Origin of the sequence: Streptomyces sp. SudanB5_2050, from assembly GCF_964272335.1 — a bacterium.
In the GTDB taxonomy this organism is placed as follows: Bacteria; Actinomycetota; Actinomycetes; order Streptomycetales; family Streptomycetaceae; genus Streptomyces; species Streptomyces rochei.
This window is the reverse complement of the sequence record NZ_OZ186760.1, coordinates 696,913-709,557: the sequence shown is the minus strand read 5'-3', so window position 1 is coordinate 709,557 and position 12,645 is coordinate 696,913. Positions and strand designations below refer to the sequence as shown.

Genomic DNA, 12,645 nt, shown 5'->3' with positions numbered 1-12,645 from the left:
CTAGGGGGTGCCCGCGTCCGGACCCGGGGTGTTCCGGTCCGTGGTGGCGCCCCGGTCCGTGGTGGTGACGCGGGCGATGGCCTCCACGGTGAGAGCCCGGTCGTGGGGCTCGCGCGCGAGCGCGCGGTGCAGCGTCAGGCCCTCGATGAGGGCGTCGAGCTGCCGGGCCGTTGTCGGGTCGAAGTGCTTCTCCAGGTGGACGCGGCTGCGGCGCATCCACTCGTGGGTGAGCTCCCGGTAGGCCGGCCGGCGCGCGGCGAGCGTGTACAGCTCCTGCGTGAGCACCAGATCCCGCTGGCTCTCCTCGGACAGGGAGTGCACCAGGTCGGCGACGGCCGTCCGGGCCTGGTCGCGGTCGGCCGCGGCGCCCAGGCGGGCGTCGAACACCGCCACGATGTGGTCGGTGAAACGGCCGAATGCCTCCCGCAGCAGCTCCTCCATGCCGCTGAAGTGGTAGGTCATCGAACCGAGGGGGACGCCGGCGCGCGCGGCGATCCTCCGGTGGGAGACGCGGGCGATGCCCTCCTCGGCGATCAGGTCGAGCGTGGCGTCGAGGATGCGTTCGCGCCGGTGCGGGTCCGTGTGTCCGGTTGCCATGGGACCAGACCTACACCTTCCGCACCGGCCGGGCGGGGTTGCCCACGGCGACGACGTTCGCCGGGACGTCCTTGGTGACCACCGCGCCGGCACCGATCACGGAGTTGTCGCCGATGGTCACGCCGGGCAGCACGATGGCCCCGCCGCCCAGCCAGACGTTGTCCCCGACGGTGATGGGCCGGGCGGCCTCCAGCTTGTCGCGCCGCGGGCCGGGCTCCAGGGGGTGGGTGGGGGTGAGGAGCTGCACGTTGGGCCCGATCTGGCAGTCCTCGCCGATGGTGACGGCCGCGACGTCCAGCGCCGTCAGGTTGTAGTTGACGAAGGTGCGGGCGCCGATCGTGATGTTGCTGCCGTAGTCGACGTACAGCGGTGGCCGTACGTGCGCCTTGGCGCCCAGGGAGCCGAGCAGTTCTTCGAGGACGGGCCGCGCGGCATCGGGGTCCTGCGCGTACGCGGCCTGGTAGCGGGCGGCCAGGCGCACGGCCCGCTGCTGCATGCGGGCGATCTCCGGGTCGTCGGCGATGTAGAGGTCGCCCGCCCGCATGCGTTCGAGCTGGGTGCGCGGGTCGCCCGCGAAGTGGTCCGTCGGCATGCGTGCGATCCTACCTCTGGAGCGTACGAACGTACACTGCGACTCCGTGGGCCGTGGCGCGGCTCCGGAGCGGGGGAGCCGCGGCCGCCTCAGGGCCGGCGCGGTCGCAGCACGCCGGCGAGCAGCAGCACGATCACCCCGGCGAGCGGTACCACCAGCAGCCCCGCCCGCAGGCTCGTCGCGTCGGCGACCAGGCCCACCACCGGAGGGGAGAGCAGGAAGCCCAGTCGCATGAGCCAGGAGACGATGGTGAGACCCGACCCCGGCTTCAGGCCGGGCAGTTCGTCCGCCTCGTGCATCGCCGCCGGAACCAGCGTCGCCACCCCGAACCCGGCCGCGGCGAAGCCGAGCACCGTCCCCGGCACCGTCGGGACCGCGAGCGCCAGGCCCATGCCGACGGCGGCGATCAGGGCGCCGGAGCGGGCCACCGCGCGCTGGCCGAACCGGTCCACGAGCCGGTCGCCGAGGATGCGGCCCACGAACTGGGCCCCGACCAGGGCGACATAGCCGGACGCCGCCAGCGCCGCGGAGGCGTGCAGCGAGTCGGAGAGGTAGAGCGTGGCCCAGGAGTTGCCCGCGTCCTCGACGAGCGTGCCGGCGGTGGCGATGAGCACCAGGGCGGCGAGCACGTAACCCGTGCGCGCACCCGGCGGCGTGCCCCGCGCGGGCTCACGGTCGTGGTGGTCCGGTGCCGCGTCCTCCTCGGCCGGTTCGCCGTCGGGGCCGGGCAGGCAGAACCGCAGGGCTACGCACGCCGCGGCCACGAACAGCAGGGAGGAGAACAGCAGATGCGGTCCCCGGGGCACGTCGAGCGCGATCGCGGCGGCCGCCATCGCGCCGCCGGTCACGGCGCCGATGGACCAGATGGCGTGGAAGGAGTTGATGATGGAGCGTCCGTAACGGCGCTGCACCCGCAGGCCGTGCGCGTTCTGCGCCACGTCGGTGACCGCGTCCGCCGCCCCGGCCAGGAGCAGCGCGCCCGCGAACAGTGCCACCGAACCGCCGAGGCCGGCGGCCAGGATGCCCGCGCCGGTCACCAGGGTGCCGCCGACCGCCACCCGCGCCGAGCCGAACCGCCGCACCAGCGCCCCGGCCGCGAGCCCCGCCGCGATGGCGCCCGCCGGGAACGCCGCGACGGCCAGCCCGTAGGCGGCGTTGCCGATTCCGAGGTCCGCCTTGATCTGCGGATACCTCGGCAGCAGGTTGGCGAACAGGGCGCCGTTGGTGAAGAAGAGCACGGCAACGGCCACCCGGGCCCGCCGTTCGGCCAGGGCCGGCCGGCGCAGTACGTCGACAGTCATGCGGCGGAGCCTACCCCGCCGAGCGTACGAACGTACACTCTCTCGTCGCTGGTGCTGGTGCTGGTGCTGGTGCTGGTGCTGGTGCTGGTGCCGGTGCGGTGCCGGGCCGGATGTCGGTGCCTTCGCGTGCGGGGTCGCGTTCACGGTCGGCCGGGAGCGGGGCGCCGCATCCCGAGACGGCGGCCGGGGGCGGGAATGGCGGGATGCTGAACCCGGTTGACACCTGTCATGCCCGCTTCTTCCCCACGGCCCACGGCCCCCCGCATGCCGCTCGCCGTCTACATCCTCGGCCTGTCCGTTTTCGCGCTCGGTACCAGCGAGTTCATGCTCTCCGGTCTGCTGCCGCCCATCGCCGACGACATGGACGTCTCCATCCCCCGGGCCGGGTTGCTGATATCGGCGTTCGCCATCGGCATGGTCGTCGGTGCGCCCCTGCTCGCCGTCGCGACGCTGCGCCTGCCGCGCAAGACCACGCTGGTCGCGCTGATCTCGGTGTTCGGCCTCGGCCAGGTCGCGGGCGCGCTGGCGACGACGTACGAAGTCCTGTTCGTCTCCCGGGTGGTGAGCGCCCTGGCGTGCGCCGGTTTCTGGGCGGTGGGCGCCGCCGTCGCCATCGCGATGGTGCCGCAGACCGCGCGGGCCCGCGCGATGGCCGTGATGATCGGCGGTCTGTCGATCGCCAACGTCCTCGGTGTCCCCGCGGGTGCGTTCCTCGGTGAGCACCTGGGCTGGCGGTCCGCCTTCTGGGCGGTGGGTGCGGCGTCCGCCGTCGCGCTCGTCGGTGTGGTGACCCTGATCCCGCGCATCCCGCTGCCCGAGCAGCGCCCCCGGCTGAAGGGCGAACTGGCCATCTACCGCGACCGCCAGGTCTGGCTGTCCGTCGCCCTGACCGCGCTCGCGGCCGGCGGTGTGTTCTGCGCCTTCTCCTACCTCGCGCCGCTGCTCACCGACGTGGCCGGCCTGACCGACGGCTGGGTGCCGACCGTGCTGGCCCTGTTCGGCCTCGGCGCGCTGATCGGCACGACGGTCGGCGGCCGGGTCGCCGACGCCCACCTCTTCGGCGTGCTGCTCTCCGGCATCGCGGCGTCCACCGTCTTCCTGGCCGCGCTGGCGCTGTTCGCGTCGAGCCCCGCCGTCGTGATCGCCCTGTCCCTGCTGCTCGGCATCTCCGCCTTCTACACGGCGCCGGCGCTCAACGCCCGGATGTTCAACGTCGCCGGCGCCGCGCCCACCCTCGCCGGCGCCACGACCACCGCCGCGTTCAACCTGGGCAACACCGGCGGCCCCTGGCTCGGCGGCACGGTGATCGACGCGGGCTTCGGCTATGCCGCCACCGCCTGGGCGGGAGCGGCGATGACCCTGGCCGCGATCGCCTTCGTCGCCGTCTCGCTGCGCCTGCACAGCCGGTCACGGATCGTCATGGGAGCCATGGCCGCCGAGCCCGCGGACGTGGAGTCCGTTCGGCGGGTGTGACCCCTGCCGCGACTCGCGGCCGACACGTATGATCATCGGCAAGGCGGGGTCGTAGCACAGAGGTAGTGCGCCGCGACAGCATCTCGGAGGACGCCGGTTCGAATCCGGCCGCCCCGCCCCTTTCTCGTTTTCCCCGTCGCGCCGTCACGCGTTCCCGGCGCTGCGCGCCGCGTCCGCGAACCGCCGGGCGAGGTGGGCGAACGCCTCCCGGAGCGCGGGCGGGCCGACGACCTCCACATCGCAGTCGAAGGCGCCCACGGCCGAGGCCAGGGCCGGCCAGGACCAGGAGCCGAGGGTGAGCCGGCACCGGTCCGGCCCCAGTTCCTCGACGGTCGCCTCGGGGACGTGGGGCGCCACGGAGGCGGCGGGCCGGCGGAGCACGACCTCACCTCGGCACGGCCACTCGGCGGAGTGCCCCGAGCCTCGGAACCTGCCGGTCACGAAGGCGGCGACATCCTTGCCGGGCACCTCCCGCGGGGTGAACCGGGGACCGGTGGGCAGGCGGGGCGTGACGCGGTCGGCGCGGAAGACCCGCCAGTCGTCGCGGTCGAGGTCCCACGCGACCAGGTACCAGCGCCCGCCCCGGGTGACGAGATGGTGAGGCTGCACCCGCCGCGTGGCCGGCACGGAGCCCCCGCCGGTGCCCCGCGGACCCGACGGGACGTGGTCGAAGCGCAGTTCCTCGTGGGCCCGCACGGCCGCCCCGAGCGCCATGAGGACGTCGCCGTCCGCCTCGTCCCGCGTCCCGGCGGCCGACGGTCCGACCGCGGTGACGTCGAGTGCGTCGATACGGTGGCGCAGCCGGGCGGGCATCACCTGCCGGACGGTGGCCAGCGCGCGCGCCGCCGCGTCCTCGATCCCGGCGCCGGTCGCCCCGGCGGCGCGGAGCGCGACGGCCAGCGCGACCGCCTGCTCGTCGTCGAACAGCAGGGGCGGCATCCGGGTGCCGGCGTCGAGACGGTAGCCGCCGTCGGGACCCTTGACGGCCACGACGGGGTAGCCGAGTTCACGGAGCCGGTCGACGTCCCGGCGCAGGGTGCGCGGGCTGATGCCCAGCCGTTCGGCCAGCAGCGGCCCCGGCCAGTCCCGGCGCGCCTGGAGGAGCGAGAGCAGCGACAGCAGTCGTGCTGAGGTCTTCGGCATGACCTCCATGCTGCCGCGCACAGCGGTCACAGGCTGACCGCTACCCCTGCCACCGTGGGGACCGCGGAGCCGAGACGGCCCCGCGGCCGGACGGCCCGTGCGCCGTCCGGCCATGTCCCAGGCAAGGAGCCCTTGTGTCCGTGAAAGCCGTGACCCACCTGAACTTCCGCGGCGACGCCCGCGCGGCGCTCACCTTCTACCGGTCCGTGTTCGGCGGGGACATGAGCGTGGTGACGTACCGGGACACCGGAAACGTCGAGGACCCGTCCCAGGCGGACCAGGTGTCATGGGGTCAGGTCAGCGCCGAGAGCGGGCTGTGCCTCATGGCCTACGACGTGCCGTCGAACCTGCCGTGGGAGCCGGGCGAGAACGCCTTCTTCGTCTCGGTCCGCGGCGACGGCGCCGAGGAGATCACCGGGTACTGGGAGAAGCTGTCCGCAGGCGCGACCGTCCACCGGCCGCTCGCCCCCTCGCCGTGGGCCCCGCTCTACGGCATGCTGAGCGACCGTTTCGGCGTCACCTGGGTCCTGGACGTCGCGAGCGAGTACCACGGCTGACCCGGCGGCGTGGCCCGGTGGCGGGCGCCCGCCACCGGACCACGCCCCTCCGCAGACCGACCCCCTGAACGAAGGAAGACGGGACGCACCAGTGAGCGGCCACACCCCTGTTCTCGGCATCCGGGCGCTCAACCGCGCCACCCTGGCCCGGCAGTTGCTGCTCGACCGGGCCGACCTCCCGGTCCCGGACGCCGTCGCCCACCTCGGAGGCATGCAGGCACAGGAGCCCCAGGAGCCGTTCGTCGGCCTGTGGGCGCGCCTGCGGGCGTTCCGGCCGCCGTCCCTCTCGGACCGGCTGACGGACCGGCGTCTGGTGCGCACCCACCTGATGCGCCGGACCGTCCACCTCGTCACCGCCGACGACGTCCTGGCCTGGCGGTCCCGGCACGACGCCATGCTGCGCCAGAAGGTCCTCGGCACCTACCGCCGGGAACTGACCGGAGTGGACCTCGCCGAACTCGCCGCGGCGGGGCGGGAGGTGATGTCCGACGGCGAGCCGCGCTCGATGGGGGAGCTGGCGCGAGCGGTCGCCGGGCGCTGGCCGGCCCCGGGGCCGCGAGCCCTGGGGGAGATGCTGGCCGCCGCCCTGATCCCGATGGCGCAACTGCCGCCGCGCGGGCTGTGGCGCACCAGGGCGGGGGCGCGCTACCTGCCCCTCTCCGACTGGCTGGGCCGCGACGTCGATCCGCCGTCGCCGCCCGGCACCGATCCGGTCGGCCGGGCGCTGGTGCGGCGCTACCTCACGGCGTTCGGCCCCGCCGCCTCGGCGGACCTGCGAGCCTGGTGCGGACTGGCCGGACTGCCCGCCGCCGTGGCCGCGGTCCGCGAGGAACTGGTCGTCTTCCGCGACGAGCGGGGCCGGGAACTGCTCGACCTGCCCGACGCCCCCCGGCCCGACCCCGGCACCCCCGCGCCCGTGCGGTTCCTGCCGGCGTTCGACAACGCGATCCTCGGCTACCACGACCGCGGCCGCGTCATCGACGACGCGCACCGCGGGCTGTCGGTCGCCGGCGCCCGCGTGGTCCTGGTCGACGGCCGGGTGGCCGCGACGTGGAACGAGGACGCGGACACGGTGACCGTCGCCCCGCTGCGCCCCTTGGCCGAGGCCGACCGCGCGGCCGTCGAGGAGGAGGGGCGGGCCCTGGCGTCCTTCCTCTCGGACGGGCGGAGCGACCGGGTACGGGTGGGCGCCTCCCCCGATGCCTGACGGGGCCCGTCCCGCGGGCCGGGGACCGGCTGCCGCGTACTGGTTCCGCGACGGAACAAATGCGGCGTACACCCATCCTCGGGATCTACTCCCCGGGGGGAGGAGCGGGGGTACCCACTACACCCGACGCAGTACGCCGGTCCAGCCCCAGGGACGGATCAAACGCGGCCGAACCCGGGTGAGCATGAAGAGGTATCCCGGTCAGAACGCCTGCCTTCCCATCTGCCGGGTCTCGTCCTGCCCGTAATCCGACGGATTGGTCCCAGGTGGCAACGTTCCTTTATCGACTCGGCCGACGCGCGTTCCGGCGCCGCGGTCTCGTCGCCCTGCTGTGGGTGGCCATACTCGTGGGCGCCGGCGTCGCCGCGTCCACCGCGCCCGCCCCGCCCGAAGACTCCTTCTCCATGCCCGGCACCGAGTCCCAGAAGGCGTTCGACCTGCTCGACGAGCGCTTCCCGGCCGCCAGTGCCGAAGGTGCCACGGCGCGGGTCGTGATCCGTGCCCCCGAGGGTGAGAAGATCTCCGACCCGGCCGGCAAGGCCAAGGTCGAGGAACTGGTCACCGCCCTCGGGAACGGCCCCCAGGTCGCCTCCGTGGACGACCCCTTCAAGGCGAACGCCGTCAGCCAGGACGGCACGACCGCGTACGCCTCGGTGACCTACAAGGTCAACGCCATGGAGCTGACCGACCCGGCCCGCGAGGCGCTCACCGCGGCCACCGACGAGGCGCGGGGCGACGGCTACACCGTCGAGACCGGCGGCGACGCGGTCATGGCCGAGCAGGAGATGGGCGGCACCGCCGAGCTGATCGGCATCGGCGTCGCGGCCGTCGTGCTCCTGCTGACCTTCGGCTCCCTGGTCGCGGCCGGCATGCCCCTGCTCTCGGCGATCATCGGTGTCGGCATCGGCATCTCCGGCATCGGGGCACTCGGCAGCACCCTCGAACTCTCCGCCACCACCTCCACGCTGGCCATGATGATCGGCCTCGCGGTCGCCATCGACTACGCCCTGTTCATCGTCTCGCGCTACCGCGCGGAGATAGCCGAGGGCCGCACCCCGGAGGAGGCCGCCGGGCGCGCGGTCGGAACCGCCGGGTCCGCCGTCGTCTTCGCCGGACTCACCGTGATCGTGGCCCTGGCGGGCCTCGCGGTGGTCAACATCCCGATCCTCACCAAGATGGGTCTGGCCGCCGCCGCCACGGTCGGCATCGCCGTCCTGATCGCGCTCACCATGACCCCGGCGCTGCTCGGCTTCGCCGGCAAGAAGGCGCTCAGCCGCAAGGACCGCAAGGCGGCCGCCGGGCAGCGGGCGGCCTCCGCCAAGCCGAAGCTCGGCACCCGTTGGGCCCGCTTCGTGCTGCGCCGCCCGGTGACCGTGCTGCTCACCGCGGTCCTCGGCCTCGGCGTGGTCGCCGTGCCGGCCACCAGCCTGGAACTCGGCCTGCCGGACGAGGGCAGCTCGGCGCCCGACACCACCCAGCGCAAGGCCTACGACATGCTGTCCGAGTCCTTCGGCGCGGGCTTCAACGGGCCGCTGATGGTCACCGTCGACACGCGGGGCGCGGACGACGCCAAGGCCGCCGCCGAGTCCGTCGGCAAGGAGATCACCGCCCTGGGCGAGGCGGCCGCCGTCACCCCGGCCAACTTCAACGAGCAGGGCGACACCGCCGTCCTCACCGTGGTGCCCAAGACCGGGCCGAGCGACGCGGCCACCGAGGAACTGGTCCAGGACATCCGCGCGCTGTCCGGCGGCATCGAGTCCGACACGGGCGCGACCATGCTGGTCACCGGCATGACCGCGATGACCATCGACTTCTCGCAGACCCTGGACGACGCGCTGATCCCGTACCTGGCACTGGTCGTCGGCCTGGCGTTCCTGCTGCTGATGCTGGTGTTCCGCTCGGTCCTCGTCCGCTCAAGGCGGCCCTGGGCTTCCTGCTCTCGGTGGCGGCGGCGCTCGGCGCGGTGGTCGCGGTCTTCCAGTGGGGCTGGCTCGCCGACGTCTTCGGCGTGGACCAGCCGGGCCCGATCATGTCGATGATGCCCATCTTCATGATCGGCGTGGTCTTCGGACTGGCGATGGACTACGAGGTCTTCCTCGTGACCCGCATGCGCGAGGCGTACGTCCACGGATCGTCCGCCGCCGAGTCCGTCACCACGGGCTTCACCCACGGCGGACGGGTCGTCGCGGCCGCCGCGATCATCATGATCAGCGTCTTCTCCGGCTTCATCATGGAGAACGACGACATGATCAAGATGATGGGCTTCGGCCTCGCCATCGCCGTCCTCTTCGACGCCTTCGTCGTCCGGATGGCCATCGTGCCCGCCGTGCTCGCCCTGCTCGGCACCAAGGCGTGGTGGCTGCCCAAGTGGCTGGACCGCGTCCTGCCCAACGTCGACGTCGAGGGAGAGAAGCTCCACAAGGAGCTCGGCGACACCGACGGGCCCGCACAGCCCACCCGCGAGCCCGAGACGGCCGGGGTCTGACCTCACGTCGCGCGGCCCCGCCCGGTCTCGGATCTTCCGAGGCCGGGCGGGGCCTTCGCGGGTACGGAGGGGAGAGGCGGCGCCGCTCAGAGGTCCCGGGCGGCGTCGGCCAGCGCCTCGTCCAGGACGCCGACGCCCCGGGCGATCTCCTCGTCGCTCGCCGTCAGCGGGGGTGCGATGCGGAAGATGCCGCCCATCCCCGGCAGCTGGACGATGTTCATGTGCAGTCCGCGTTCGAAACAGCGCCGGGTGACCGCCGCACCGAGCCGGTCCGCGCCGCCCGCGCCGAGGACGTCGTCGCCGACCAGCTCCATGCCCAGGAGCAGGCCACGGCCGCGCACGTCACCGACCACGTCATGGCGTGCGGCGAGCTTGTCGAGCCCGTCGCGCAGCGCGGCGCCGAGCACCCGCGCGCGTTCGTCCAGGCGGTCGCGGACCAGGACGTCCAGCACGGTGTTGCCGACGGCGGCCGGCAGCGGGTCGCTGACATGGGTCGTGAAGAACAGGAACCCCCGCTCGTGGGCGCGCTCCTCGATCTCCGGGCTGGTCAGTACGGCGGCCAGCGGGAGACCCGCGCCGAGCGTCTTGGAGACCGTGAGGATGTCGGGGACGACCCCCTCGTGCTGGAAGGCGTACCAGTCACCGGTGCGGCACAGCCCGGTCTGGGCCTCGTCGAGGATCAGCAGCATGCCGCGCTCCCGGCACTTCCCGGCCAGCGCGGTGAGGTAGCCGGGCGGCAGCTCGACGACGCCGCCGGAGCTGAGGATCGGCTCGACCAGGCAGGCGGCCAGGGAGCCGACGGACTGGGCGTCGATCATCTCGAAGCCCAGGTCGAGCTGGCGGCGCCAGTCGAGGGCGCCGTCGGCGTCGACGATCGCGGGCCGGTGACGGTCGGGGACCGGCAGCGCGAAGTTGCCCGGTGCGGCGGGCCCGTAGCCCTTGCGGCCCGCGCTGTACGTGGCGTTCGCGGCGGCCTGCGTCATGCCGTGCCAGGACCGGGCGAAGGAGACGATCTCGTGGCGGCCGGTGACGAGCTTCGCCATCCGCACCGCGGCCTCGTTCGCCTCCGCGCCGGTGGTCAGCAGCAGCGCCTTGTCCAGCGGGTCGGGCAGGGTGCCGGCGAGCCGCCGGGCCAGCTCCACGACCGGCGGGCTCAGCATGCCGCTGTGGAGGTGGTCGAGGCGCGCCACCTGCTCGCGCACCGTGGAGACGATCGCCGGGTGGGAGTGCCCGAGGATCGCGCTCATCTGACCGGAGGTGAAGTCGAGCAATTCGCGCCCGCTCTCCGTGAACACCGAGGTGCCCGCGGCGCGCACGATCAGCTCCGGTGAGAACGTGCCGTGACCGGAGTAGCGGACGAGGTGGCGGCCGGGGTCGGGGAATGCGGTCTCGGAAGGCATGCGAACGACGGTAGGGACGCGGCGCTGCGCGTGTCCATCGCACGGTTTCGATCTGCCTGTTCGACGCAACCGTACAATCGGGGTCGTGCTCAACTCGGGACGGCTGCAGTTGCTCAGCCTGCTGGACACCCTCGGTACGGTCCGCGCGGTCGCCGACACGCTGCATCTGAGCGCGTCGACGGTCTCGCAGCAGCTGGCGGTGCTCGAGACCGAGACCCGCTGCCGCCTGCTGGAGCGGACGGGCAGGCGCGTCCGGCTGACCCCGGCCGGGCTGCTGCTGGCCCGGCGGGGCCGGGAGATCCTGGACCGGATGGCCGAGACCGAGGCCGAGCTGCGCGCCCTCAACGACGAACCCATCGGCACCGTGCGCCTGGGGGTGTTCCAGAGCGCGATCTACACCCTCGCGGTACCGGCGGCCACCCGCCTGGCGACCAGCCACCCGCACCTGCACGTGGAACTGGCCGAGATGGAGCCGCACGAGAGCGGCCCGGCCCTGCGCTCGGGGGAGGCGGACGTCATCGTCACCACCACCGACTACAGCGGCCTGTCCTGGGGCGAGGACCTGGAGGTCGTGTCCCTCGGCACCGATTCCGTCGTGCTGGTGCTGCCGCGCGCCCACCCGCTCGCCTCCCGGACCGCGGTGAGTCTGGCGGCGTGCAAGGAGGAGACCTGGGCGTGCGACCGGCCGCAGTCGTACATGGCGGACCTGACCCTGCGGCTGTGCCGCGAGGCGGGCTTCGAACCCCGCGTGGCCTGCCGGTTCAGCAACTATCTGATGCTGCTGCGGCATGTGGAGACGACCGGTTCGATCGCCCTGCTGCCGGCCCTCGCCGTCACCCCGGACCACGCCGTCCTCACCCGTGAGCTGAGTCCGCCGGTCCGGCGCCGCGTCGCCGTCGTCGTACGGCGCGGCAGCACCCGGCGCGCGGCGGTGAACGCGGTCATCGCCGCGTTGCGCGACCACCCGGAGCTCCCGGCCCTGGCCGCCCCCGACCGGCACCCGGGACGGGCGGAGCACCCGCCCGCCCCGTGACCGGCGGAGACGGGCGGCACCCGTGGCGTCCTCGGCCACGGTCCGCACCGACGTGCCGATGACCGTGCCGGTGGGCCACGCCGACGACCGTGCTGACGTGCCGCGCCGAACTCGGCCTGTCCCGGCGGGCGCCGACCGGGTCAGCGGCCGACGGCCGCCGGTCCCTCGGCGCCGGCCTCGCCCGCGGCCCTGAACTCCACGGCGACCACGCCGTCCACGCGCCGGCACAGCTCCTCCAGGACGGAGACGGACACCTCCTGCGGAAGCCGGCCGCTGAGGACGACGTGACCGTGGGTCACATCCACCTGCACCGACGACGGAGCCAGCCCCAGCGAGTTGACCAGCGCCTCCTCGATGATCTCGGTCCGGATCGCCCGGTCCGTGCGCAGGAAGACCCGGAGCAGGTCGCCCCGGCTGACGACCCCGATCAGCCGGCCCGCCTCGTCGACGACGAGCAGCCGCTTGATGCCGTGCCGGGCCATCACACGGGCGGCGTCGACGACGCTCCAGTCCTCGCGCGCGCAGACGGCGGGCGAGGTCATCAGCCCGGCCGCGTCGGTGGCGGACGCCTTGGCGTCGGCCGGGCGGGGCCCCTCCCCGTCACCGGCAGGGCCGTCCGGTTCACCGCCCCACATCTTCTGCAGGAGGTCGGCCTCCGAGACCACCCCCACCGGCCGATCCTCCCCGTCGACGACCGGCACGGCGGTGATGTCGTACTCCTGCAGCAGGTGGGCGATCTCCTTGAACGGTGTCCCGGGCTGCACCCGGACCACGGCGTCGCTCATCAGATCGCTCACCCTCTGGTGCTTCATCGAGCTGTCTCCTCCGCTGCCGGCCAAGGCGGCCGGCTTTCGTCC

At 73.7% G+C, this 12,645-nt stretch carries 10 protein-coding genes, 1 tRNA gene and 1 pseudogene; 6 read left to right on the top strand and 6 right to left on the bottom strand.

What is annotated here, in order from left to right:
* From ACFZP7_RS02825 to ACFZP7_RS02815, 3 genes are all read right to left on the bottom strand, one after another.
* Positions 1 to 597 carry a TetR/AcrR family transcriptional regulator gene (locus tag ACFZP7_RS02825; protein ID WP_385633773.1) on the bottom strand — a complete coding sequence of 199 codons (597 nt, stop codon included), beginning with the start codon at positions 595 to 597 and terminating at the stop codon, positions 1 to 3.
* Positions 598 to 607: 10 nt separating this feature from the next.
* Entirely contained in the window at positions 608 to 1,189 is a 582-nt protein-coding gene (locus ACFZP7_RS02820; protein ID WP_385633772.1) for a sugar O-acetyltransferase, read from the bottom strand.
* Positions 1,190 to 1,278: 89 nt separating this feature from the next.
* Positions 1,279 to 2,490 carry an MFS transporter gene (locus ACFZP7_RS02815; RefSeq protein ID WP_385633771.1) on the bottom strand — a complete coding sequence of 404 codons (1,212 nt, stop codon included), beginning with the start codon at positions 2,488 to 2,490 and terminating at the stop codon, positions 1,279 to 1,281.
* 264 nt (positions 2,491 to 2,754) lie between these two features.
* On the opposite strand from ACFZP7_RS02815, the gene ACFZP7_RS02810 reads away from it, so the two are divergent.
* Both ACFZP7_RS02810 and ACFZP7_RS02805 read left to right on the top strand, forming a co-directional pair.
* Positions 2,755 to 3,963: a Cmx/CmrA family chloramphenicol efflux MFS transporter gene (locus tag ACFZP7_RS02810; protein ID WP_385638320.1), complete on the top strand. Its 1,209-nt coding sequence runs from the start codon at positions 2,755 to 2,757 to the stop codon at positions 3,961 to 3,963.
* A gap of 43 nt (positions 3,964 to 4,006) precedes the next feature.
* A tRNA-Leu gene (locus ACFZP7_RS02805) sits at positions 4,007 to 4,081 on the top strand.
* Between the two features lie 26 nt (positions 4,082 to 4,107).
* On the opposite strand, the gene ACFZP7_RS02800 is transcribed toward ACFZP7_RS02805, so the two are convergent.
* Positions 4,108 to 5,106 carry a helix-turn-helix transcriptional regulator gene (locus ACFZP7_RS02800; protein WP_385633770.1) on the bottom strand — a complete coding sequence of 333 codons (999 nt, stop codon included), beginning with the start codon at positions 5,104 to 5,106 and terminating at the stop codon, positions 4,108 to 4,110.
* A gap of 134 nt (positions 5,107 to 5,240) precedes the next feature.
* Between ACFZP7_RS02800 and ACFZP7_RS02795 the strand changes: the two genes are divergently transcribed.
* The 3 genes and pseudogenes from ACFZP7_RS02795 to ACFZP7_RS02785 all read left to right on the top strand — a co-directional run bounded on the left by ACFZP7_RS02795 (position 5,241) and on the right by ACFZP7_RS02785 (position 9,355).
* Positions 5,241 to 5,663, top strand: coding sequence for a VOC family protein (locus ACFZP7_RS02795; protein ID WP_385633769.1), 423 nt, complete (start codon positions 5,241 to 5,243; stop codon positions 5,661 to 5,663).
* A gap of 91 nt (positions 5,664 to 5,754) precedes the next feature.
* A complete protein-coding gene (locus ACFZP7_RS02790; RefSeq protein WP_385633768.1) occupies positions 5,755 to 6,870 on the top strand; it encodes a winged helix DNA-binding domain-containing protein in 1,116 nt (371 codons plus the stop codon).
* A gap of 266 nt (positions 6,871 to 7,136) precedes the next feature.
* Positions 7,137 to 9,355 (top strand): annotated as a pseudogene (locus ACFZP7_RS02785) (MMPL family transporter).
* Between the two features lie 86 nt (positions 9,356 to 9,441).
* On the opposite strand, the gene ACFZP7_RS02780 reads toward ACFZP7_RS02785, so the two are convergent.
* The gene (locus ACFZP7_RS02780) at positions 9,442 to 10,755 is read right to left on the bottom strand and encodes an aspartate aminotransferase family protein (RefSeq protein ID WP_385633767.1); all 1,314 of its coding nucleotides are present in this window, start codon (positions 10,753 to 10,755) and stop codon (positions 9,442 to 9,444) included.
* An 85-nt stretch (positions 10,756 to 10,840) separates the two neighbouring features.
* Here ACFZP7_RS02780 and ACFZP7_RS02775 point away from each other — a divergent pair, with 85 nt between their 5' ends.
* The gene (locus tag ACFZP7_RS02775; protein WP_019324273.1) at positions 10,841 to 11,788 is read left to right on the top strand and encodes a LysR substrate-binding domain-containing protein; all 948 of its coding nucleotides are present in this window, start codon (positions 10,841 to 10,843) and stop codon (positions 11,786 to 11,788) included.
* 140 nt (positions 11,789 to 11,928) lie between these two features.
* On the opposite strand, the gene ACFZP7_RS02770 is transcribed toward ACFZP7_RS02775, so the two are convergent.
* Entirely contained in the window at positions 11,929 to 12,600 is a 672-nt protein-coding gene (locus tag ACFZP7_RS02770; protein ID WP_046250640.1) for a CBS domain-containing protein, read from the bottom strand.
* Positions 12,601 to 12,645 lie beyond the last annotated feature (45 nt).

Excerpts from the sequence above, each read along its gene's own strand:
- ACFZP7_RS02815 (WP_385633771.1), bottom strand. The coding sequence starts at position 2,490 with ATGACTGTCGACGTACTGCGCCGGCCGGCCCTGGCCGAACGGCGGGCC.
- ACFZP7_RS02780 (WP_385633767.1), bottom strand. The coding sequence starts at position 10,755 with ATGCCTTCCGAGACCGCATTCCCCGACCCCGGCCGCCACCTCGTCCGC.
- ACFZP7_RS02810 (WP_385638320.1), top strand. The coding sequence starts at position 2,755 with ATGCCGCTCGCCGTCTACATCCTCGGCCTGTCCGTTTTCGCGCTCGGT.
- ACFZP7_RS02770 (WP_046250640.1), bottom strand. The coding sequence starts at position 12,600 with ATGAAGCACCAGAGGGTGAGCGATCTGATGAGCGACGCCGTGGTCCGG.
- ACFZP7_RS02825 (WP_385633773.1), bottom strand. The coding sequence starts at position 597 with ATGGCAACCGGACACACGGACCCGCACCGGCGCGAACGCATCCTCGAC.
- ACFZP7_RS02800 (WP_385633770.1), bottom strand. The coding sequence starts at position 5,106 with ATGCCGAAGACCTCAGCACGACTGCTGTCGCTGCTCTCGCTCCTCCAG.
- ACFZP7_RS02820 (WP_385633772.1), bottom strand. The coding sequence starts at position 1,189 with ATGCCGACGGACCACTTCGCGGGCGACCCGCGCACCCAGCTCGAACGC.